Here is a 22,053-nt window from a genome sequence, read left to right as displayed (position 1 = left end):
GAAAGTGTCGATCTCGGCGCCAGGTGTAGCTGGCGCGTTCGCCGGCAGGTGGCGCGGTGACCGGGTGTCACGGAGCCCAATTGCCATGGCGCGTTCACCTGCCGGTTACCCGGGTCGCCTTGGCTGTTGGCGTGGTCTGCCTAGCGTTGCAGAACGTCCTGGCCGCGCTGGCATCGGCCACGATCGGAATCGGTGTGACGACCGGTCTCGGCGAGCACGTCATTTCCACTGTCTGCGATCACCTCTCTGAAAGGCATTTCATGAGTACCGCACCGCTCTCTCCCGACCTGGACTCAGACCTCGACCTCGACCTCGATGATTTCGAACCGGACGACGTCGAGGTTGAACTCGTCGTTTTCGACATGGCCGGAACCACAGTGAGCGACAACGGACTCGTCGAGCGGGCGTTTGTGCTGGCAGCGCAACGCAGCGGCATCGCCGACACCGCCGACGCGTTGGAAGAGGCCGTCGCCTTTGTGCGTGAAACCATGGGCCAGTCCAAGCTGGATGTCTTTCGCGAACTGACCGACTCCGAAGAGGATGCCCTGGCAGCCACGGAAGCCTTTGAAACCGCCTACGGTGAACTCGTCGAGCGGGTCGGGGTGAGCGCGATCGATGGTACGTCCGACCTGTTTCAGGAGCTGCGCGACAACGGCCTGAAAATTGCCCTGGTCACCGGTTTCTCCCGCGCGACCCAGGACACGCTGATTGACGCCCTGGGCTGGAGCGATCTGATCGATGTGAGCCTGTGCCCGGCCGAAGCCGGTCGCGGCCGCCCCTATCCTGACCTGCCGCTCACCGCCTTATTACGCACCGGTACGTCCAGCGTCGCGGCGATGGTCGTCGTGGGAGACACCGCCAGCGACATGCTCTCCGGGCTGAGTGCGGGCGCTGGACTCGTGGTCGGCGTGCGCACCGGTACCCATGACACCGAGACCCTGGAGGATGCCGGAGCTGACGTGGTCATTGACAGCGTGGCCGACCTCGCCGAGCTGCTCGGCCTGCGTGAGGAAACGATCGAGTAGTCATGTCGAAAACGGACCCGCACTCGAGGCCACCGTCGACGGACGGGATGCTGGCGACCGCTGCCGGGGATGGACTGCCGGTGAGCGGCTACCGGCTCGGCCGCGAGATCGTGCTGCCGCGCACCGCCGAGGCGATGGTCTGGTTGGGAGCAGGCCTGCCGCTGGAGTGCGTGGCGGTGCCGGGAGTGCTGCTGCGTCCCGGCGACGTGCTGGTCGAGGTCGAGTTGGCGACCGTCTGCGGCTCCGACGTGCACACGGCGCTGGGGCACCGCCCGGCCGCGAAGCCGCTCGTGCTCGGCCACGAGCAGGTCGGTCGCATCGTCGCGACCGGCGACCCGGCATATGCCGCAAATGGAATACCTCTGCGGGTGGGGCAGCGCGTGGTGTGGTCGGTCACCGTGAGCTGTGGAACGTGCCCCCGTTGCCGCCGCGGAGTCCCGCAGAAATGCCTCGAGCTGGCCACCTACGGCCACGAACGGATGCAGCGGGGCTGGGAACTCAGCGGCGGCTTCGCCACCCACGTCCAGGTGCATGCCGGCACGGCGATCGTGGTGGTGGACGAGCAGGTTCCGGCGTCGGTGCTCGCGCCGGCCTCCTGCGCGACCGCGACGGTCGTCGCCGCGCTGGCTGCGGCATCCGCTTTGGTGCCGCTGGCCGGAGCCACGGTGCTGGTAACCGGTGCGGGGATGCTCGGGTTGACGGCCTGCGCCATGGCGACGGATGCCGGTGCCCGCGTGGTCGTGAGCGACCCGGATGCTGCGCGGCGCCAGCTCGCGCTGGCTTTCGGAGCGGCCGCCGTTGCAGACCCGAGTGCGCCCGGCGAGTCGCCGACCGGGGTGGCGAGCGTTCTCGCCGCGCTGCAGGATGCCGGTGCGGCCGAGCCGACGATCGCGCTGGAACTGAGCGGTGCCCAAACGGCGGTGCAAACCGTCATCGATCTGATCGGCATCGGCGGAGTCGTCGTGCTGGTCGGGAGCGTTTCGCCGGGGGAGCCGGTGCTGCTCGACCCGGAGTCGATGGTGCGCCGCCTGATTACGCTGCGCGGTGTGCACAACTACACGCCGGCCGATCTGCAGCAGGCGGTGACCTATCTGAGCGGCGGCTGGCATCGGCATCCGTTTTCGGCACTGGTGGGGACGACGTTTCCCCTCGTGAAAGCGGATTCTGCCCTCTTGCTCGCCGCCACCACCCGCTACCCCCGCGTCGGAATCACCCCGCAGCAGCCCGCTACTCTAGGCTGACCTGCCCCGCCGTTTCGCTCCATCGCTGTGAACGGGCCTCGTCCCCATTGAATCCGTATTGAGGGGGAGGCTAGCTGGCGCCGCCGGGCGGGCCGAGCGTGAGCAGCGTTGCCATGATCGACATCAGGGCGACCGCCATGGCTGTCACGAGCAGCACCGGGCGGGCCAGCACCCAGCGGAGCAGGGCGCTCACCCCGGTCTGATCGCGGGGATCATCGGTGCGAGTACGGCGCCAATCGCCGTCCAGCAGACCCTTCTTCTCCAGCCCGCGGTCGAGGGAGATCGTGACGAACGGAACGATCGCGGTGACCATGGCGATCGCGGTGAGCTTCGGGCCCCAGTGCTGGTTGACGCCGACGAACCCGGCCGTCAGGCCGAAGGCGATGAAAACGAGGCCGTGCAGGAACCCGCCGATCTGCACCCCGAGCTCCCCGACCTGCAGGACATATTTCAGGAACATCCCGGTGAGCAGCAGCGCCCAGGTAATGGCTTCGGCAATGGCGACGGAACGAAACAGCAGGCGCGGGGTCATGGTGACTTTCAACTCAGGGCAGGGGAGGGGCATTCCCATCGTCGCAGCCGCAGCTGAACAACCCCCGGCGGGCACGCCTGAGCGTTCGCCAAGAAACATGCATAACTAGAAATTTGCAGTGGCGCAACCGAGGCCGGGTTCCTGATGATCCCGATGATGGCCGCGCTGCCGATCAGCTCGATCGGTACCGGCTGGCTGGTCAGCAAGTTCGGGCGCTACAAGTGGATGCGCATCGCCGTACCCGGCCGCTGCTACGGTGAACCCATGCGCACGCTTTCGCCCCGCCCTAACCGCCCGGCTGCGGCATGATCGGGGTCGTGCTCGCCCTCGTTTCGGCCGCGGCCTATGGTATGAGCGACTTTCTCGGCGGCATCGCGTCCCGCCGGGTGGCCGCACTCCGGGTCGTCCTCCTGTCGTATCCGATCTCGGCCCTGATTATCGCCGTCTCTGCCGCGTTCGTCGGCGGCGAGTTCTCCTGGCGGTCGATGCTGTTCGGCGCGGCGTCCGGCGTGGTGATGGCCCTGGCCATGTGGTGGTTCTACATCGCCCTCGCCGAGGGGCCGATGAGCGTGGTGTCGCCGCTTACCGCCGTGATCGTCGCCGGAATTCCGGTCATTGTGGGAGTGCTGATCGGGGAGCGGCCCTCGGGCATCTCCTACGCCGGAATTGCGCTGGCGATCGTCGCGGTGATCATGGTGAGCCGCGAGCCGAAGGGGGTCGAAGACCACACCGTCTCCGGGGCCAATGCTCCGCGGTTCACCCGCCGGGTGGCCTGGTTTACGGTGGGATCCGGCGTCTGCTTCGCCTTGAGTTTTATCTTCACCAACGAGATTGAGGTCGGCACCGGGCTGTGGCCGCTGGTGGTGGCGCGCACCGTGGCATCCGTTATCGTCATCGCGGTGGCGACTGGAACCCGGCAGTTGGGCAGGCCGCCGCTGGCGATTCTCGGCCTCGCCGTAGTCGTGGCGACGCTCGACGTCATTGCCACGATCGCGCTGCTCTACGCGCTGCAGGGTGGCCTGCTGTCGCTGGTGTCGGTACTCGTGGCGCTCTACCCGGCCGTGACCGTGTTGCTCGCGGTGCTCGTACTCAAGGAACGGGTCGGCGGCTGGCAGGTCGCCGGCATGGGCCTCGCCCTGGCCGCGGTCGCCGCCATCGCCGCCAACGGCTAGCTGCCCGGCTCGCCAAGCGGATGCCTCGCCAAGCGGATGCCGCGCCCGGACGTGATGAGGCGAGCGCGGGCGCGGCTATCTGGCCGAACCGACGCAGCGCGGCTACGCGCCGACGAGCGTCCGCGCGATGACCGAGGTGAAGAACGTGAGGCCGTCAATACCGCTGGCCATCGCCGCGTCGGTGTCGGGCCCGAAGCCGGCCTCGACGGCGTGCTCGGGGTGTGGCATGAGGCCGACGACGTTGCCGCGGGCGTTGGTCACGCCGGCAATGTCGTTCAGTGACCCGTTCGGGTTTCCGAGGTAGCGAGCTACGATTCGGCTTTCACCCTCGAGCATTTTGAGGGTCTCGGCCGAGGCCATGAACGAGCCCTCGCCGTTCTTGAGCGGAATGACGATTTCGGCGTTGGCTTCGAAACCGTTGGTCCAGTCGCTCGCGTTGTTCTCGATGCGCAAGCCCTGGTCCCGGCAGATGAAGCGGCCCTTGTCGTTGCGAATAAGTCCGCCGTCGAGCAGGTGGGCCTCGGTGAGCATCTGGAATCCGTTGCAGATTCCCAGCACCGGCATGCCCTTGTTGGCCGCGTCGATGACCTCGGTCATGATCGGCGAAAGGCTTGCGATGGCGCCGGCCCGCAGGTAATCGCCGTAGCTGAATCCGCCGGGCAGCACGATGGCGTCGACGCCGTGCAGGTCGTGGTCGCCGTGCCAGAGGGCTACAGCGTCGGCGCCGGCGAGACGAATCGCGCGCGCAGCGTCACGATCATCGAGCGAGCCGGGAAAGGTGACGACGCCGATCCGCATCAGGCGACCGCTGACGAGGGGGCGTCCTGCACGTGGATGCCGACGACATCCTCGATCACGGAGTTGGAGAGCACGGTGTCGGCGAGCTCGCGCACGGCGGCGAGGGTCGTGGCATCCGCTTCACCGTCGAGGGAAATCTCGAAGCGCTTGCCGACGCGCACGCCGGTGACGTTGGCCAGCGCTGATTGGGTCTGACCGAGGCGACCGAGGGCGCCGGCGACGGCCTTGCCCTGGGGGTCAAGCAACTCAGCCTTGGGCATTACTTCGACGACGATCGTTGGCACAGGGCACTCCGCATACAGTCTGGGGCTATTAGTCGTGGCAAATCGCTACAATTCTACAGGTCGAGCCCGACCGGGCCCGCCGGTCTACTGGCTCAGCCCGCTTTGGCCGAGCAGAATGCCGCGCAGCACGTCGCGTACGGCGGCCACGCCGTCGTAGGTCTCGACGAAGCTCGTGCTGAGCGGAGCCAACCCGAGCCGCAGCCCGTTTGGGGCGCGAAAGTCGGGAATCACATCGTTATCCCACAGAATCTTGGTCACCTGACGCATGAGCGGATGGTTGATCGTCACGTGCCCGCCGCGATGCGTCTGTTCCCGCGGCGATGCCACGGTGACGCCCATCGGCGCGAGCCACTCGTCGACGAGGGTGATCGCGAACTCGGTCAGCGCCACCGACTTCGCGCGCACCGATTCGATCGTCGCCTCGTCGAGCATGGCAATCGTGTCCTGCATCGCGAGCATGCCCAGCACGGCGGGCGTTCCGCTCATGAATCGACGGATGCCGGTGGCCGGCCGATACCCCGGCCCCATTTCAAAGATGTCCTGCGTTCCCATCCAGCCCTGAATTGGCTGGGTCAGCACATCCTGCAGGTCACTCTTGACGTACCCGAAGGCCGGCGCGCCGGGCCCGCCACTCAGATACTTGTAGGAGCAGCCGACCGCGAGGTCGACGTCGCAGAGGTCGAGCTGCACCGGAACCGAGCCGACCGAATGGCTCAGGTCCCAGAGCACGAGGGCGTCGTGTTCGTGGGCGATGGCGGTGATCGCCCTCATGTCGGCGAGGTAACCGGAACGGTAGGCGACGTGGCTGAGCAGCACCAGCGAGGTCTGTGACCCTACGACCTGGCGCACCTGTTCGGCCGTGACGCCACCCTCCGGATCGGAGTCGATCCAGCGCAGCGTGAGGCCACGCTCCCGCGCGATGCCCTCGAGAATGTAGCGGTCGGTGGGAAAGTTGTCGCTGTCAAGCACGATTTCGGTGCGGTTGGGACGTGAATCCACCGCGGCGCGGGCAAGTTTGTAGAGCAGTACGGTCGTCGAGTCGCCGACGAACACCTGCCCGGCGGCCGCGCCGAGGCAAGCCCGGCCGAGGTCGTCGCCGATCTGCAGGGGCAACTCCATCCACTGCTCGTCCCAGCCGCGAATGAGTCGCGTACCCCAGTCCTGCTGCAGAAAGTCGGCGATGCGTTCGGCGCTCGCCCGCAGTGGGCGGCCGAGCGAGTTGCCGTCGAGATAAGAACGGGGGTTGGCGGTCTCGGGGTCGGCGTCGGTGCCGAGAAAACGGCCGCGGTAGTGCGCCAGGCCGTCGATGCGGTCCATTCGGCGCGCAAAGGTGAGTTGGGCGTCCAGGCCGGTTGCTCCGGCAAGGGTGGGCGTCATTCGAGTACCTCGAGTTCTGAGTGGGTGAGGGCGCGGGCGCTGCCGAGCCACTCGGTGAATTCGTCTGGATCGCGTGGGCGCTCGCCGGGAATGAAGGTCACCCGCGTGTCAGCGAGGGCCAGACCGAGCGGTAAGCGCGGGCACAGGGCGTCCAACACGTCGTCGGGGGTCAGCCCGGCGCCGAGCAGGGCGCTGATCTCGCGACGGTTGATGCCGAGCGGGAGCGGCCCGTTGCCGAGGTCGGTGCCGTACAGCACTCGCCCGCCTGCGGAATGAAATCGACTCAGATTGTCACTGGCAACGTCGAATTCGTCGGTGGCTGAGCCCCAGCCGTGAATGTCCAGGGTGCTGATCCAGGTCATGCTGGCCGCCATCGCCGTCACCAGATCGTCGGCGAGGCGCTCCGAAAACGGCGTGTGCGCGAACGCATCGACTCCCGCGGCGAAGGCCCGATCGGCCTGCCCGGCGCCCTCGGCGTGCGCCACGACCGGCAGCCCGCATTCGTGGGCCCGATCGACCGCCGCGGTCAGTGCCTCGGCATTCAACACCGGACCGGCCACGGCATTCAGCGTGACCTTCAAAACGGATGCCCCCGCCGCGGCCTGTAAATCGACCGCCGCCGCAGCATCCGCGGCTGTTGCAATCTCCCGGCACCAACCGGGTTCGGCCCAACCAGCCTGGCGCGGGTAGCCGCCCGGCGCCGTGAGGAATTGGTAGGCATATGCCACATCTGGCATGTCTTCGCGTTTGCCGTTCGGCAGCCAGCCGCCGAGGTCGATCACTCGGGCGATGCCGCCGTCGACCAGCTGGCCCGGATCAATCAGGGCCAGGTGCACGTGGGCGTCGAGAAAGCCCCGATAGACCGCGCCCCGCCCGTGCAGAAAGTGCCCATGAACGGACTGGCCGGTCACGCTCCGATCTCCGTGCGCACCGCGAACAGCTCCGGAAAGAACGTGAGCTCGAGGGCCTTTTGCAGAAAGGCCGCGCCGCTCGAACCGCCGGTGCCGTGCTTCATACCGATAATGCGCTGCACGGTCTTCAAGTGGCGAAAGCGCCAGAGCTGAAAGTTGTCTTCAAGGTCGACCAGTTCTTCGCAGGCCTCGTAGGCGGCCCAATTCTGGGACGCGTTCTCGTATATTCCGCGAAAAGTATGTACGAGTTCGGGGTGAAACGTCCAGGCCTCGGTGACGTCGCGGCCCCGGATGGCGGCCGGAATGTCGAAGCCCGCGCGGTGCAGGTAACGGAGAAATTCGTCGTACAGGCTCGGCGCCTCGAGCATGTCGGTCAGCAGGGCGTGAGCCGGGGCATCCGCTTCAAAGACCGTCAGCATGCGGCGGTTCTTGTTGCCCAGGGCGAATTCGACCGCACGGTACTGGTACGACTGAAACCCGCTCGAATTACCGAGAAAGTGCCGAAACTGCGCGTATTCAGTCGGGGTGAGGGTGGCGAGCACCGACCACTGCTCGGTCAGTGTGCGCTGGATGTGTTTGACCCGGGCAACGCCTTTGAGGGCCGGCGCGAGTTGATCCTGGCGCAGCGCTTCGATGGCTGCGCGAAGCTCATGCAGCATGAGCTTGAGCCACAGTTCGGTGGTCTGGTGCTGAATAATGAACAACAGCTCATCGTGGTGTTCCGGAACGCTGACCGGATTCTGCGCAGCGAGCAGAACGGGAAGGTCAAGGTAGGTCCCATAGCTCATCTTCTCTCGAAAATCGGTGACGATCTCGGGGTCGAACTCGCGGGTGTTGTTTTTGAGGGTCATGGGTTCCGTTCGGCTTGTTCAAATTGTGCGCACGTTGCGGCGGCGGGCGCAACACCGGGGGCGAAGCGCACAGGGCGAAGTTCTAGACTGGACCGCATGACCTCGCCGACCCGAAAGCCCCAGGATGGCGTACCGGTTGCCTCGGCTGCCGAGCGAAGCACGCCGCCGCGTCGCCGCGACGCCCGGCTGAACCGCGACCGTCTCATCATCAGCGCGCGCGCTCTGATCGCGCAGCACGGCGTCGACGCATCGCTCGAAGAGATCGCCCGCCAGGCCGAGGTCGGCGTGGCTACCCTGTACCGCAATTTTGCGACCAGAGACGATCTGGTGCGCACCCTCTACGACCTGGCCTTGGCGGAGTTACACGCGGTGCGCGGCGAAATCGAGGCCGCGCCCACACCGTGGGACGCGCTCGTCGTCTACACCGAGCGGGTCGCCGAATGGCTGGTCGCTGACCCGTCGCTGCCGCCGATACTGCGGCGCATGGCCCAGCTCGACCCGTCGGCACGGCCGGCCGCCGAGTTCGACGGCTTCATCGCAAGCCTGGTCGCTCGTGCGAAGAAGGACGGCACCCTGCGCCGCGACGTCGACGCGGTCGATCTCGCCGTGCTCGTCACGATGGTCGGATCGCTCGGCAGTCTCGGCGACGGCTACGCCGGTCAGTGGCGGCGTCAGCTGTCGATCGTGCTCGACGGCCTGCGTGCGGCGGATGTGCCCCGGCCGAAGCTGCCCGGTCGCCCGCTCAACGTGAAGGACTACCAGGCGACCGTGCACGGCCTCACCCGGCGGGCGGCCCGCGCCGCCCGCTGAACTTCACCGGAAGCGCCGCTCGTTGCTCTCCGGGAAGTTACGGCGTGGCGACGGGGTCCGTGGCGGATGCGGGGGCACCTGGAGTTTCAGCGATATCCGCCGCGCGCACGTGGATGAGGTTGGCCCAGGGGTCGTCGAAGCGGAGGGTCTGCCCGTCGTGACGGGTGTCGACGTTGTAGTGGTCCAGGCGCTCGTTGAGGGCACCCACGTCGTCAGTGCTGGGCACGATAATGCTGACCTCGCCCAGACCGAGGGCCAGGCGGCGCTTGCCGCTGCCCGAGCTCTCCCAGGTGTTCATGGCCATGTGGTGGTGGTAGCCGCCGGCCGAGACGAACAGGGCGGAGGGGCCGAAGTTCGCGGTCGCCTCGAAGCCGAGTCGGTTCACGTAGAACTCGCGGGCACTGGCGACATCGCCAACCGAGAGGTGCACGTGGCCGACGATCGCGTGTCCCGTGCTCGGCCGCTCCGACATATGCTCCGAAATGAATGCGTTCGGATCGAGGTAGAGCGAGGCCATTTCGACCTGGCCGTGGGTCCAGCTCCACAGTGTGCGATCGCGGTCCCAGTACAACTCGATGCCGTTGCCCTCCGGGTCGGTGAAGTAGAAGGCCTGGCTGACCAGGTGATCCGCGCTGCCGGTGAACGTTTCGGGGGATTTCGTGCCGATCGAGTACACCGCAGCGGCGAGGTCGGCCTGCGTGTCGAACAGAATGGCCGTGTGGTACAGCCCGGCCGAGCGTGGTTCGGCGGCCCTGAGCTCGGGGGCGTGCTGCAAAATGACGAGCGGAACAGGACCGCGGCCGAGCACGGCGACGGGGCCGTCCTGGCTGATGAGGTCGAGGGTCACGATGTCGCGGTAGTACGCGATCATGGCGTCGAGGCTGCCCACGCGCAGGGTCACGGCGCCCATTCCGGTGTCGGCGGCCAGCAGATCTTTCGCAGTTAGGGTCACAGCAGGCACAACTTAGGCGTCGCCCGGGCTATTCCGCGATCCGCGCAGTTATGCTCCCCCCGACTGCGGGCCGACTGCGGGCCGGCTCGACTGCTGCTGCGCCGACTGCTTCCACGCCGGTTGCGGCGCGCAGGGCGTCGTGCGCCGACAGACGCCTCAGCGCCGCGACGGGTCAGGCCAGTGACAGGCGCTCGAGCAGCTCGCGGTAGCGGGCCGCGGTCTGCTCGACGATTTCGTTCGGCAGTACCGGCGGGGTGCCGGCGCCGTCCCAGTGCGCGGCGAGCCAGTTGCGCACGATCTGCTTGTCGAAGCTCGCCATCCGGGTCTCCGGCGTGGTGCCCGTCTTCCAGGCTTCGGCGTCCCAGTACCGACTGGAGTCGCTCGTGAACACCTCGTCGGCGAGCACGGTCACCCCGGTCTGCCGGTCGGCGCCGAACTCGAACTTGGTGTCGGCGAGAATGACGCCGGCCTGTTCCGCGATCGCGCTGGCGGTAGCGAACAGGGCGAGCGACAGGTCACGCAGCTCGGCGGCGACCTGCGCGCCGACGAGCTCGACCGTGCGCTCGAAGGAGATGTTCTCGTCGTGCTGACCCATCGGGGCCTTCCACGCCGGAGTGTAGATGGGTTCGGGCAGTCGGTCGCCGTTCTGCAGGCCGGCCGGCAGCGCAATGCCACACACCGACTGAGACTGGAGGTATTCCTTCCAGCCGCTGCCGGTGAGGTAGCCGCGCACGACGCACTCGATCGGGTACATGTCGAGGGTTCGGCAGAGCATGGCTCGACCGGCCACGGCGGCGGGAATCAGCTCGCGCACCGAGTTGCCGACCAATTCATGGTCGGCGACGAGGTGGTTGGGAACGTCGCGCAACCGGTCGAACCACCACAGGCTCAGGGTGGTCAGCAGTTCGCCCTTGCCCGGGATGCCGGGCTCTAGCACGTGGTCGAAGGCGCTCACCCGGTCGCTGGCGACCACGAGCACACGTGAGGCTGTCTCGAGGGAGGGGGCGGCATCCGCTGTCTCGATACCGCTTGATTCAACGTAGAGGTCGCGCACCTTGCCCGAGTAGACGAGCGTCCACCCGTCAAGGACGGCGGCAGCGGATGCGGGGGACTCGTGCTCAGATTGGCTCACCCGTTCATTCTCCCGCATCTCCAGTGCACACAACTCCTGCAGAAAATCTGCTCGGCGGGCGGTGCCCCCGCAAAGACGGGGAAGTTCTGGCGCCCGTCAGCAAATTGCAGGAGTTATGCACGGCGCGAGTGGGGACGGCATCGGCGCGGGGACTCAGACGACCCGGGCAGCAATATCCGTGCGAAAGTGCGCGCCGGCCAGGGACACGTGCCCGAGAGCCGCGTAGGCGCGGGCGCGAGCCTCGGCGAAGGAGGCCCCGACGGCGACAACGCTGAGCACCCGGCCACCGGTTGATACCAGGGTGCCTCCGTCGAGCCGGGTCGCGGCGTGCGCGATCGTGACGCCGTCCACGGCCAGGGCGGCGTCGAGCCCGGTGATTTCGCGCTCGACGAGCGGTTCTTGGGGGTAATTTTCGCTCGCGAGAACGACGGTGACAGCCACGTCGGCCGAAAAAACCGGCCGGGGCAGCCCGCCGAGCAGGCCGGTCGCCGCGGCGAACAGCAGCCCGGAGAGCGGCGTGACCAGGCGCGGTAGCACGACCTGAGTCTCTGGATCCCCGAAACGCGCGTTGAATTCGATGACGCGAATGCCGGCATCCGTCAAAATAAGGCCGCAGTAGAGCAGGCCGACGAACGGGGTGCCCTCGGCCGAGAGCTGGCGCACGGTCGGCAGCGCGACGGTTTCGATGATCTCGTCGACGAACGCGTTCTCGCTGCCGAACTGGGCGTCAAGCCAGGGCAGCGGGGAGTACGCGCCCATGCCGCCGGTGTTGGGGCCGGCGTCGTTGTCCAGGGCGCGCTTGTAGTCCTGAGCGGGGGAGAGCGGCAGCACGTTCTCGCCGTCGCTGAGCAGAAAGAGCGAAATCTCCTGGCCATCGAGAAATTCTTCGATCAAAACGCTGCCGTGTTCGAGCCAGAAGGTCGCGTGACTGATCGCGGCGTCGCGGTCAGTGGTGACCAGCACGCCCTTGCCCGCGGCGAGGCCATCAGCCTTGACCACGTAGGGGGCGCCGAACTCGTCGAGGGCGGTTTCGGCCTCGGCCAGGGTGCCGGCACGCACGGCACGGCCGGTGGGAACGCCGGCCGCATCCATGATGCGTTTGGCGAAGGTTTTGCTGCCTTCGAGGGCTGCGGCGGCTTTGTCCGGCCCAAACACGGCGATGCCGCGGGCGCGCAGGGCGTCGGCGACACCGGCCACAAGCGGAGCCTCCGGACCGATCACGACGAGCTCGATGCTGTGCAGCACCGCATAGTCGGTCACGGTGACCGGGTCGTTCGGATCGAGAGCGACAACCGGCACCTGGGCCGCGATTCCGGCGTTGCCGGGGGCGCACTCGACGCTGGGCCGCGGCTCCTCACGGAGCAGCGCGGTGATGATGGCGTGCTCGCGGGCACCGGAACCAAGGACCAGAATTTTCACCGTTTCAGGCTACCCGATGCCTCGGCCCCGCCACGGCACTGGGATATGGGCATGCCCCTGATCCCGGACTCTTGTCCCCGTCAGCGTGCCCGGCTACCGGTGGGAAGCCGCCATCGAGGCGTTGCACCGCGCGCTGATTCCATACGCGGACGCGCGCATCATCGCGCTCACCCAGAGCACCAATTGGATCTCCGCCAGGTTCGCCCGAACATCGTTCTCGCCATCGTGGAGTACACGCCCGCCGCCTGATCCGGCAGACTGGAGCCATGGCACGAGCACGCATCGACGACGGAGCCGGCCGGGCGGCCGTGCGGGCAGCGCTTGAGGGCGGCCGCGCCGCGAGCCGGGATATCCGCGCCCAAGCGGTGCGCTACACCCTGCAACTGCTGGCCGAACAGGCCGAAGGAAACACCCTCGAGGTGCGCGTGCCGCCATTTGGCGCCACGCAGTGCATCGAGGGCCCCCGGCACACCCGTGGCACGCCGCCCAATGTGGTCGAAATGGATGTCGCCACCTGGCTTGGCCTCGCCACCGGCACCCTCGCCTTCGCCGATGGTGTCGCGTCGGGGGCCATCCACGCCTCCGGGGCCCGCGCCGACCTGACCGGCCACGTGCCCGTGCTGCCCCTGCACTAGCGGCGCGCCTTGATGGCGCGAGATGCCATCTTGGCCCCTGGGCGAGGTTCAGGTCTCGTTGCCAAACGGGCGTTTGTGCGCTTTCGCGAACGTGCTACACGAGGATTGCCTCTACTTCGTCGCGGGTAGGCATCGACGAGGTCGCCCCCGCCCTGGTCACCGCGATCGACGACGCGACGGTCGCGAAACGCACGGCCTCGACCATCTCGTCCGGCGTCACGGCCGTGCCACGGACGTATCCCGCCGCCAGGCGCGCCACGAGCGCCCCGACGAAGGTGTCGCCGGCCGCGGTCGTATCGACGGCCGTCACGGGCCGGGCCGGGGCGAGTCCGAGGACCTCGCCGTCATAGGCGACGACCGAACCTTCCGAACCCAGCGTCACGATCGCCCAGGTCTGGTCAGCGCTGAGTACCTCGGCGGCTCGCACCGGGTCGCTTTCCCCGGTGAGTTCGGCGGCCTCGATCTGGTTGGGAACCACGAGGTCGACCGAGGCGAGAAACCCCTCGGGCAGCGGCATGACCGGCGCCGGGGTCAGCACGGTGAACACTCCGGCGGCGTGGGCCGCGGCGATCCCCTCGACCAGTACGGAGATCGGCAGCTCGCACTGCATCACCAGAAACGCCGACTCCGCGATCGCCGCCCGCTGCACCTCGCTCAGCGTCGTGACCGCGGCGTTCGCGCCCGACACCACCACGATCGAGTTCTCGCCACTGTCCACGACGGAGATGTGGGCGGTGCCAGTGGGGGCATCCGCTGTCGCGAGGCCATCAGCACGGATGCCCTCGGCCAGCATCAGCGCGCGCAGCTCGCTCCCGTAGGCATCCGCTCCCACAGCTCCCAGAAAGTTCACGGCCCCGCCCAACCGGGCCGCGGCGACCGCCTGGTTGAGTCCTTTTCCACCGGGAACCGTGCTGAAGCCAGCCCCGAAAATCGTCTCGCCTGGTCGGGGCAGGCGCGACTGCCGCACGACGAGGTCCATGTTGGCGCTTCCGAGTACCGCAATCGAGTTCATAGAGTCAGTCTCGCATCCGCTCATGGGACAATAGAGGCGTGAGTTCTTCTGAGCAGCCCCAGAACCCGTCGGCCGAGAACGAGATCGTGCGCGCCGAGGCGACCGTGACCCTGCACCGGGCCCCGCGGTACCGCAATTTCATGTTGCTCGGCGCCATCGTAGGGGTGCTGGTCGCGCTCATTCTCACCGTCTCCTTCCCGGAGACCGAGGAGTACGAACGGATGCAAATCTTCGGCTTTCTGCTGCTCGGCGGGGTCGCCATCGGCACTGCGCTCGGCGCGGTGGTGGCCCTCGTGATCGACCGAATCATTGGCCGCTCCAAGATGTCGGTCGTCGCGGATAGACTGGGCACGAACGGTGTCAGTACCACAAGCGAATTGCGTGCCGCTGAGCCTGGCTCCGGCACCCCCGATGACGAATTCCCCACGTTCAACGAGAAGTAAAGAGGCTGCGGCTTGCCCGGTGGCGACGGACTGTTAAATCACGATCTTCTTCCCAACGAGAAGGGCCCACAAGACGCTTGTGGGGTCTTCGGGGTCTGGGCTCCCGGCGAAGAGGTGGCCAAACTCAGCTACTTCGGCCTCTACGCCCTGCAGCACCGCGGCCAGGAATCGGCCGGAATTGCCACGAGTGACGGCAGTAAGATCCTCATCTACAAAGACATGGGATTGGTCTCGCAGGTCTTCAATGAAGCCTCGCTGAGCACCCTGCTCGGGCACATCGCCGTCGGGCACACCCGCTATTCCACGACCGGGTCCTCGAGCTGGCAGAACGCCCAGCCAACCCTCGGCCGCACCTCGAGCGGAACGGTGGCCCTCGGCCACAACGGCAACCTCACCAACACGGCTGAGCTGCTCGAACTCGTGCGTGAACGCTACCCCAAGGTCGACGGTGAGCTGGCCAGGGGCAACACCACCGACACCGCAGTGATCACCGCCCTGCTCACCGGCGACCTCGACCACACCCTCGAGGCCACGGCGCTCGAGGTGCTGCCGCGGCTGCGTGGGGCCTACTGCCTCGTGTTCATGGACGAAACCACCCTCTACGCCGCTCGCGATCCCCAGGGCGTTCGCCCGCTCGTGCTCGGCCGCCTCGAACGCGGCTGGGTCGTCGCCTCCGAAACCGCAGCCCTCGACATTGTCGGCGCGAGCTTCGTGCGCGAGGTCGAGCCCGGCGAGCTCATCACGATCGACGAGAACGGGCTGCGCACCCAGCGGTTCGCCAAGGCCGACCCCAAGGGCTGCGTCTTCGAGTACGTCTACCTCGCCCGCCCCGACACCACGATCGCTGGTCGTGGCGTGCACGAGGCACGGGTCGAAATGGGTCGCAAGCTCGCGGCGGAGTACCCGGTCGAAGCCGATCTCGTGATCCCCACGCCGGAATCCGGCACTCCGGCAGCCATCGGCTACGCGCAGGCGTCCGGCATTCCGTTCGGTCAGGGTCTCGTGAAGAATTCCTACGTCGGGCGCACCTTTATCGCGCCGTCGCAAACCATCCGGCAGCGCGGCATCCGTTTGAAATTGAACCCGCTCAAGAACGTGATCAAGGGCAAGCGCCTCATCGTGGTCGACGACTCAATCGTGCGCGGCAACACCCAGCGCGCGCTCGTGAGCATGCTGCGGGAGGCCGGCGCCGCCGAGGTGCACGTGCGCATCTCAAGCCCGCCGATCACCTGGCCGTGCTTCTACGGCATCGACTTTGCCAGTCGTGCCGAGCTCATCGCGACCGGCCTCGAGGTCGACGAGGTGCGCCAGTCGATCGGCGCCGACTCGCTCGGCTACCTCTCCGAAGACGGCATGATCGAAGCCACCGAGCAGCCGCGGGAGCGTCTCTGCACCGCCTGCTTCACCGGCGTGTACCCGATCGCGCTGCCCGAATCGCAACACCTCGGCAAGAACCTGCTCGAGCGTCCGGCCGCATCAAACGGATGTGACCCGGGTCCCGATTCCGATCTGGAAGCCGTGCTGGCACCCGCCGCACGACAAGAAGAAGCCCTCGCCCGCCTGGGCCAGGTACCGTTCGGTGATCCGGGAAGACCAGAATGAGCAACAACTCGTCCAGTATCTCCAACGCGTCTTATGCAGCGGCCGGAGTCGATACCCGAGCCGGTGACCTTGCGGTCGAGCTCATGAAGTCCGCCGTATCGAAGACCCACGGCCCCGAGGTCTGGGGCGGGGTCGGCGGCTTCGCCGGACTGTTCGACGTGTCTTTCCTCACCAAGTTTCGGCAGCCGCTGCTGGCCACCTCAACGGATGGCGTCGGCACCAAGGTCGCCATCGCGCAGGCCATCGACAAGCACGACACCATCGGCCAGGACCTCGTCGGCATGGTCGTTGATGACATCATCGTGGTCGGCGCCCGCCCGCTGTTCATGACCGACTACATTGCCTGCGGCAAGGTCGTGCCCGAGCGCATCGCCTCGATCGTCGCCGGAATCGCCCGCGCCTGCTCCGAGACCGGAACGGCCCTCGTCGGCGGCGAAACCGCCGAACACCCGGGCCTGCTCGGCCCGGACGACTATGACGTGGCCGGCGCGGCCACCGGCGTGGTCGAAGCCGACCAGGTGCTCGGCGCCGAGAAGGTTCTCTCCGGTGATGTCGTCATCGCCATGGCCTCGAGCGGCCTGCACTCCAACGGCTACTCGCTCGTGCGCCACATTCTGGCTCAGCGCGGCATCGGCTACACCGATACCTCCGCCGAACTCGGCGGCGTAGTCGGCGAAGTTCTGCTCGAACCGACCCGACTGTACACCGGCCCGCTGCGCGACGTGCTCGGCGACCCAGAGCTGGCCGGTGCCATCCACTCACTCAGCCATGTCACCGGCGGTGGCATCGCCGCCAACCTCGCTCGGGTGCTGCCCGTTGGCTCCTGGGTCGAGGTTGACCGGTCTACCTGGTCGCCCGCCCCCGTGTTCCGGGTGCTCGGCGACATGGCCGGGTCAACGCTCGAAAGCGCTGAAGGAACCTGGAACCTCGGAGTCGGCATGTTCGCGGTCGTGGATGCGGCATCCGCTTCATCGGTCATCGCACGGCTGGCTCGGAGCGGTATTCCCGCCTGGGTCACCGGCCGCGTCTCGCGCGCCGAGCACGACCTGACCGGGTTCGAACAGGGCGCCAAGGGCGTCAACGGCGGCGCCGTGCGTCTCGTCGGCGCCTACGCGAACTAGGGTTCCCGCCTCCTCAGGGGCACTCACCCGGTGGCTTGTTGCCCGGGGGCCCCGGGGGCTCGCGGGGCGGCAGCAGCACGGCCGGTCGCTGCACGCGCGTCCGTGCGCGCCAAGAGCGGCGTGGCCGGTTGTTGCACGGGGTGCCTCGTGGTGATCGCGCGCGTGGCATGCCGAGCGCGCGGGCCACAAATGGCAGCACGAACCGCGTGTACCCCAAGAAGCGCGCGATACACCAGGCATCGCGACCGAGGTTGCTGGCGGCGTTAGGCGCGCTTCTTCTCGTCTTCGGTGGCGTAGTGGTCGACGTAACGGTCGTCGTCATCCGGATCGTCGTCGTCATCGTCAGCGGAATCAACGGTGTCACCACCGGTGGCCTTCTTGGCCTTGTCCGCTTCATACTCCGGCCACTTGGCGAGGTCTTCGTCGAGGCGAGGATCGGACGGATGCCCGGTCAACTCGCGTTCGAGCGCGTTGTAGTTGGTATCCGGGCTGAAGTACTTCAGCTCCCGAGCTACCTTGGTGTGCTTTGCTTTTTGACGGCCGCGCCCCATGCGTGACCCCCTTACGATGCCAGGCCGAGCGAGTCGCGAGACACTCGGGATTTGCCGAACGGAATGTGTAAAAACTAGAGTTTAGTTTAGCATGACGGGCCTTGCCGCCCACTGACGCTGCTCAAAGATCAAACGGGCCGGTCAGACCGTAAGAATGGATAGCGGATCGGTTCTCCGGCCCGGCCTGGTCGCGCAAATCATGGCGAGCGGATGCCGCTGGCTGGCTGGTCCCGGGCGCTGGCCAGCCGCTACTTGCGCTTCCGGCGACGCGATGCCGTCGGCCGAGACTGCGACGGCACAACGACCGGGCTCAACTTCGTCGCCGCGTCGGGGGCTCCGGTGGGCGGTGCGAGCGGACGGCGCGACACCGGGCGGGATCGCACCGGCTCACCGCGTCGATCCTGGCCGGGGATCGGCCGCGAGCGGCGACCATAGATGAGCTCAGACGAGTCGAGCAGCCAGGGCACGAGGGCGATCGTGACGCCGTGCACCATCATCAGCTTCTGACGCAGTCGGCGGGCCTTGTGGTTGTGCAGCAGGTTCTCCCACCAGTGGCCGACGATGTAGATGGGCGTGTACACGGTGATGACCTCGGAGCCGTGATCGTCGCGGCGACCCCGAATGTAGCTGATCAGCGGCCAGCTGATGTCGCGATACGGTGAGGCGACGATGCGCAGCGGCACCTGAATGTTCTGCTTCACCCAGGCGCGTTTGAGTTCCTTGGTCTCGGCTGTGTCGATCGAGACGTGCACGGCTTCGAGGCTCACGTGGCGGGCGGCGATCGCGTAGTCGAGTGCCTTGAGCACCGGTTTCTGCATCTTGCCGACCAGCACGATGGCATGATCGCCCTGCGAACCGAACGTCGTGACGGGGTCGACCTCGATCTCCTTGGCCACGTCTCGGTAATACCGGTTGACGCCCATCATGAGAAAGAACAGCACCGGCATCATCACGAACACGAGCCAGGCGCCGTGGGTGAACTTGGTGATGGTGACAACGATGAGCACGACACCGGTCAGCGCCGCGCCGAAACCGTTGATCGACAGGCTCAGAATGATCGACCCGCGGTTTGGCGGATTCTTCTTGAGCAGTTTCAGCCAGTGCCGCACCATGCCGGTTTGGCCGAGCGTAAATGACACGAAGACGCCGATAATGTAGAGCTGAATCAGCACGGTCAGGTTGGCCCGGTAAACCACCATGATCACGCAGGCGGCCAGGGCCAGGAGCACGACGCCGTTGGAGTAGATCAGGCGGTCGCCGCGGGTACTGAGCGACTTCGGTGCGTACTTGTCGCGTGCGAGCACGGAGCCGAGCAGTGGAAAGCCATTAAACGCGGTGTTGGCGGCCAGCAACAGCACCGCTGCTGTCGCTGCCTGCAGCACGAAGAACATGATCGAGAAGTTGCCGAACGTGGCAGCGGCGACCTGCGCGATGAGGCTGCGCTGGGGCGCAGTGGCGCACTCGGCCCAGCCGATCAGGTCGCAGGGAGCCTCGGCGTAGTGCACCTTGGAGATCAGCGCGAGGGCGGTCAATCCGACGAACAACACGATGGCAATGCCACCCATGAGCGTCAGGGTGCGCTGGGCGTTCTTGACCTTGGGGTGTTTGAACGCCGGTACCCCGTTGGCGATCGCTTCGACGCCGGTGAGGGCGGAGCATCCGCTTGCGAAGGAGCGTAGCAGCAGCAGAATGAACGCGGCCTGCGCGAGGTTCTCGCCCTGCACGTCGTACCCGGCCGACTCGGCGACGGGGGCGTCGCCCATCAGCGCCCGAACGAGGCCGACGACGATCATCAGCAGCACGCTGCCGATGAAGAGGTAGGTCGGAATAGCGAAGGCATTGCTCGACTCGCGCACGCCGCGGAGGTTCACCGCCGCGAGCAGAATGATGAAGATCACCGCGAGCTCCACGCGGAGCGGGGCGAGAGCTGGAATGGCGGAGATGATGTTGTCCACGCCGCTGGCCACCGAGACGACCACGGTCATCACATAGTCCACGAGCAAAGCGGATGCGACGACCAGGCCAGCCTTTTCGCCCAGATTCTTGTGGGCGACCTCGTAGTCGCCGCCGCCAGATGGGTAGGCCTTGATCAGCTGGCGATACGACGCTACGACAACGATGAGAAGCATGACGACGACGGCAGCGACCCACGGCGCGAAGCTCAAAAAGGCGAGCCCGCCGAGGGTCAGAATCATCAGGAGCTCTTGCGGCGCGTAGGCCACGCTCGACAGTGGGTCGCTGGCAAAAATGGGAAGAGCGAGGTGCTTGGGTAGCAGCTGGCCGTCCAACTGCTCGGTGGGGAGCGGATCGCCGATGATCCACCGCTTGGGTGATCGGCTTTCCGGTACTGGGGCGTTCGCCTCGGGTGTCACGAGGGACGACATTACACCTAAGCTGGCCCCTGTCAAATCGGGTGGCTTTTTTAAGCGGATGCGGGTGGGCGGCCTGGGCGGCACAATCATCCGCTGGTCGAGCTTTTCGAGACCACCACCGACTCGCGCTGGCGGTCTCGAAAAGCGGAGCCTACGGGTGCAGCGTGGCGAGGATGTTCGCGCGCACGTCGGCGAGCTGGCGTCGCAGCGTGGGCACCGTGTCGGGCGGAATAACCGAGCGGGCCGCTTGCGTGCGCAGGTCTGTGCGCAGCTGCTGCCGGAACTCGTTGAGCACCATGCCGGCTTCGTGCAGGGCGAGACGTGAATCCAGGCGAGCGGATGTCTCGTCGCTGGTCGACGATGGCGCCTCGGCCGCCGTTGGTGCATCCGGGGCATCCCAGGACTCGGGCGTGCCGTCGTAGCCGCGCGAAGCCGGTGACCCTGCGTCGCGGGCCTGCCGGGCCGCGGAGGCCAGGTCGGCGCGCAGGGACTTCATGGCGGAGTTGACGCCGCTGCGCACCTGGTCGGCGAGGCGCCGCACCGAGTCGGTCACCTCGTCTTCGATCGCGCCGAGTTCTCCGTCGCGGGCGAGCAGCTCAGCGCGACCGGTATCGGTGATCTCGTAGACGGTCTTGCGGCCGTCGGCCTGCTTGGTGACCAGGCCCTCTGCCTCGAGTTTGGCCAGGCGCGGGTAGATCGTTCCAGCGCTGGGGCTGTAGGTTCCGCCGAATCGGTCACTGAGCGCCTGAATCAGCTCGTAGCCGTGCCGGGGCCGCTCCGCGAGCAGGCTCAGTAGGTAGAGGCGCAGGCTCCCGTGGGCGAACATGGCGCTCATGCCGGGTCTGCCTGGGTAATGTCGGCCGCGGCGGGCGCTGCGGCATCCGCTTGACTGGATGCTGCCGGAGCTGATGCTGCACTCATCGACGCTGCACTCGTCGACGCTGCACCGCCCGGCGCGCTGCCGCCGCTCTCCCGCCGCACGACCGAGATATCGCCGGACACCGAATTACCACGCAGGTCGAGCCAGCTGCCGTCCAGGGTGCCGGTGGAGCCTTCGTAGCCCTTGCCGAACGCGGTGCGCACGGTCTGGTCGTCGAGCTGCAGCGTTCCGGAGAGGGTGTTGAGGTGGTACCGCGCGGCAACGCCCGGCTCGAGCCGCACCGTGAGGTTGCCGCTGACCGAGTTCGTCACGATCTGGTCTGGTGTGCCCGCGAGGTCGAGAAACACGTTGCTCGCAACCCCGTCGAGCGTGAAACGACGGATGCTGCCGCTCGCCGTGATATCGCCCGATACGGTGTGCACGGCCAGTGCTCCGACGTGGTTGCGCACCGAGATCTCGCCGTTAACCGCATTGAGTTCGAGGTCACCCTCGACGTCATCGATTACGACATCGCCGGAGACGGTGCTGAGTTTGGCGTCATTGCGCAGTCCGGACACGAGGGCATCCGCCGAGACGACACCGAAGCGCAGGGCGACGTCGCGCGGGACCAGTACGCTCACCTCGGCGCGGGCGGTGCCGCGGAACGAGGCGAACACCTCGAGAAAGTTATCCCAGCGCAACTGGGGGTGGTCGATTTCGAGGCGGTCGCCGTCCATCGAGATCTTCAGGTCTTTGCCGGTGACGCCGTGCACTTCAATGCGGGCGCCGGGTTCGTCGTGGCCGATGATGTCGACCGTGCCGCCGATCAGACTGACCTTGAGCTTCCGCACCAATTCGACATCGATGATTTTGGTCTGCCCGGGGGTGACCAGCCATTTTTCCAATGACACTGGGTTGTCCTTTCAGGAGAGTGAACTCGCGTTATATCGCGTG

Annotated in this window: 23 protein-coding genes; 9 read left to right on the top strand and 14 right to left on the bottom strand. The window is 66.8% G+C overall.

The window, feature by feature from the left end; all coding sequences use genetic code 11:
• The first annotated feature begins 260 nt into the window (after positions 1–260).
• Positions 261–1,025: a phosphonatase-like hydrolase gene (locus tag E3T46_RS02160; RefSeq protein ID WP_134577291.1), complete on the top strand. Its 765-nt coding sequence runs from the start codon at positions 261–263 to the stop codon at positions 1,023–1,025.
• Between the two features lie 2 nt (positions 1,026–1,027).
• Positions 1,028–2,266, top strand: a complete 1,239-nt coding sequence (locus tag E3T46_RS02155) for an alcohol dehydrogenase catalytic domain-containing protein (protein ID WP_241980411.1) — start codon at positions 1,028–1,030, stop codon at positions 2,264–2,266.
• A 70-nt stretch (positions 2,267–2,336) separates the two neighbouring features.
• On the opposite strand, the gene E3T46_RS02150 is transcribed toward E3T46_RS02155, so the two are convergent.
• Positions 2,337–2,798, bottom strand: a complete 462-nt coding sequence (locus E3T46_RS02150; protein ID WP_134577290.1) for a DUF3817 domain-containing protein — start codon at positions 2,796–2,798, stop codon at positions 2,337–2,339.
• A 144-nt stretch (positions 2,799–2,942) separates the two neighbouring features.
• On the opposite strand from E3T46_RS02150, the gene E3T46_RS18155 reads away from it, so the two are divergent.
• Together E3T46_RS18155 and E3T46_RS02145 are read left to right on the top strand one after the other, a co-directional pair.
• Entirely contained in the window at positions 2,943–3,107 is a 165-nt protein-coding gene (locus E3T46_RS18155; protein ID WP_174845365.1) for a hypothetical protein, read from the top strand.
• Entirely contained in the window at positions 3,104–3,970 is an 867-nt protein-coding gene (locus tag E3T46_RS02145; protein ID WP_134577289.1) for an EamA family transporter, read from the top strand. Before E3T46_RS18155 ends, E3T46_RS02145 begins: the two co-directional genes overlap by 4 nt.
• A gap of 102 nt (positions 3,971–4,072) precedes the next feature.
• On the opposite strand, the gene purQ is transcribed toward E3T46_RS02145, so the two are convergent.
• The 5 genes from purQ to kynA all read right to left on the bottom strand — a co-directional run bounded on the left by purQ (position 4,073) and on the right by kynA (position 8,191).
• Positions 4,073–4,768, bottom strand: coding sequence for a phosphoribosylformylglycinamidine synthase subunit PurQ (gene purQ, locus E3T46_RS02140; protein WP_134577288.1), 696 nt, complete (start codon positions 4,766–4,768; stop codon positions 4,073–4,075).
• Positions 4,768–5,052, bottom strand: a complete 285-nt coding sequence (locus E3T46_RS02135) for a phosphoribosylformylglycinamidine synthase subunit PurS (RefSeq protein WP_134443034.1) — start codon at positions 5,050–5,052, stop codon at positions 4,768–4,770. The genes purQ and E3T46_RS02135 overlap by 1 nt, the downstream gene beginning before the upstream one ends.
• 84 nt (positions 5,053–5,136) lie before the next feature.
• Positions 5,137–6,429 (bottom strand): aminotransferase class V-fold PLP-dependent enzyme, encoded by a 1,293-nt coding sequence (locus tag E3T46_RS02130; protein WP_104131798.1) that lies wholly within the window; start codon positions 6,427–6,429, stop codon positions 5,137–5,139.
• The gene (locus E3T46_RS02125; protein ID WP_134577287.1) at positions 6,426–7,340 is read right to left on the bottom strand and encodes an amidohydrolase; all 915 of its coding nucleotides are present in this window, start codon (positions 7,338–7,340) and stop codon (positions 6,426–6,428) included. Before E3T46_RS02125 ends, E3T46_RS02130 begins: the two co-directional genes overlap by 4 nt.
• Positions 7,337–8,191, bottom strand: a complete 855-nt coding sequence (kynA, locus tag E3T46_RS02120) for a tryptophan 2,3-dioxygenase (protein ID WP_134577286.1) — start codon at positions 8,189–8,191, stop codon at positions 7,337–7,339. The genes E3T46_RS02125 and kynA overlap by 4 nt, the downstream gene beginning before the upstream one ends.
• A gap of 96 nt (positions 8,192–8,287) precedes the next feature.
• On the opposite strand from kynA, the gene E3T46_RS02115 reads away from it, so the two are divergent.
• The gene (locus tag E3T46_RS02115) at positions 8,288–9,001 is read left to right on the top strand and encodes a TetR/AcrR family transcriptional regulator (protein ID WP_134577285.1); all 714 of its coding nucleotides are present in this window, start codon (positions 8,288–8,290) and stop codon (positions 8,999–9,001) included.
• 37 nt (positions 9,002–9,038) lie between these two features.
• On the opposite strand, the gene E3T46_RS02110 is transcribed toward E3T46_RS02115, so the two are convergent.
• The 3 genes from E3T46_RS02110 to purD all read right to left on the bottom strand — a co-directional run bounded on the left by E3T46_RS02110 (position 9,039) and on the right by purD (position 12,504).
• A complete protein-coding gene (locus E3T46_RS02110) occupies positions 9,039–9,911 on the bottom strand; it encodes a VOC family protein (protein ID WP_134577426.1) in 873 nt (290 codons plus the stop codon).
• A gap of 214 nt (positions 9,912–10,125) precedes the next feature.
• Complete coding sequence (locus E3T46_RS02105; protein WP_241980410.1) at positions 10,126–11,085, bottom strand: phosphoribosylaminoimidazolesuccinocarboxamide synthase; 960 nt, start codon at positions 11,083–11,085, stop codon at positions 10,126–10,128.
• Positions 11,086–11,238: 153 nt separating this feature from the next.
• Positions 11,239–12,504, bottom strand: coding sequence for a phosphoribosylamine--glycine ligase (gene purD / locus E3T46_RS02100; RefSeq protein ID WP_134577283.1), 1,266 nt, complete (start codon positions 12,502–12,504; stop codon positions 11,239–11,241).
• 266 nt (positions 12,505–12,770) lie between these two features.
• On the opposite strand from purD, the gene E3T46_RS02095 reads away from it, so the two are divergent.
• Positions 12,771–13,139 (top strand): sterol carrier family protein, encoded by a 369-nt coding sequence (locus tag E3T46_RS02095; RefSeq protein ID WP_134443041.1) that lies wholly within the window; start codon positions 12,771–12,773, stop codon positions 13,137–13,139.
• A gap of 94 nt (positions 13,140–13,233) precedes the next feature.
• Here the strand turns inward: E3T46_RS02095 and E3T46_RS02090 are convergent, their stop codons facing one another.
• Positions 13,234–14,151: a ribokinase gene (locus tag E3T46_RS02090; protein ID WP_134577282.1), complete on the bottom strand. Its 918-nt coding sequence runs from the start codon at positions 14,149–14,151 to the stop codon at positions 13,234–13,236.
• Between the two features lie 38 nt (positions 14,152–14,189).
• Here E3T46_RS02090 and E3T46_RS18150 point away from each other — a divergent pair, with 38 nt between their 5' ends.
• From E3T46_RS18150 to purM, 3 genes are read left to right on the top strand one after another with little or no spacing between them, the layout of a single operon-like run.
• Complete coding sequence (locus tag E3T46_RS18150) at positions 14,190–14,594, top strand: hypothetical protein (protein WP_174844343.1); 405 nt, start codon at positions 14,190–14,192, stop codon at positions 14,592–14,594.
• A 12-nt stretch (positions 14,595–14,606) separates the two neighbouring features.
• Positions 14,607–16,196, top strand: coding sequence for an amidophosphoribosyltransferase (purF, locus tag E3T46_RS02080; protein ID WP_134443043.1), 1,590 nt, complete (start codon positions 14,607–14,609; stop codon positions 16,194–16,196).
• Complete coding sequence (gene purM, locus E3T46_RS02075; RefSeq protein ID WP_134577281.1) at positions 16,193–17,317, top strand: phosphoribosylformylglycinamidine cyclo-ligase; 1,125 nt, start codon at positions 16,193–16,195, stop codon at positions 17,315–17,317. The genes purF and purM overlap by 4 nt, the downstream gene beginning before the upstream one ends.
• Positions 17,318–17,580: 263 nt before the next feature.
• On the opposite strand, the gene E3T46_RS02070 is transcribed toward purM, so the two are convergent.
• The 4 genes from E3T46_RS02070 to E3T46_RS02055 form a co-directional block, all read right to left on the bottom strand.
• The gene (locus tag E3T46_RS02070; RefSeq protein ID WP_092447876.1) at positions 17,581–17,868 is read right to left on the bottom strand and encodes a DUF3073 domain-containing protein; all 288 of its coding nucleotides are present in this window, start codon (positions 17,866–17,868) and stop codon (positions 17,581–17,583) included.
• A 248-nt stretch (positions 17,869–18,116) separates the two neighbouring features.
• Positions 18,117–20,252, bottom strand: coding sequence for an APC family permease (locus E3T46_RS02065; protein WP_134577280.1), 2,136 nt, complete (start codon positions 20,250–20,252; stop codon positions 18,117–18,119).
• Between the two features lie 139 nt (positions 20,253–20,391).
• Entirely contained in the window at positions 20,392–21,075 is a 684-nt protein-coding gene (locus tag E3T46_RS02060) for a PadR family transcriptional regulator (RefSeq protein ID WP_134577279.1), read from the bottom strand.
• Positions 21,072–22,010, bottom strand: coding sequence for a DUF4097 family beta strand repeat-containing protein (locus E3T46_RS02055; RefSeq protein ID WP_241980409.1), 939 nt, complete (start codon positions 22,008–22,010; stop codon positions 21,072–21,074). The genes E3T46_RS02060 and E3T46_RS02055 overlap by 4 nt, the downstream gene beginning before the upstream one ends.
• Positions 22,011–22,053 lie beyond the last annotated feature (43 nt).

Source organism: Cryobacterium sp. Hh11 (assembly GCF_004404045.1).
In the GTDB taxonomy this organism is placed as follows: Bacteria; Actinomycetota; Actinomycetes; order Actinomycetales; family Microbacteriaceae; genus Cryobacterium; species Cryobacterium levicorallinum.
Note: the sequence above shows the minus strand (reverse complement) of the source record. Positions and strands in the feature narration are given on the sequence as shown.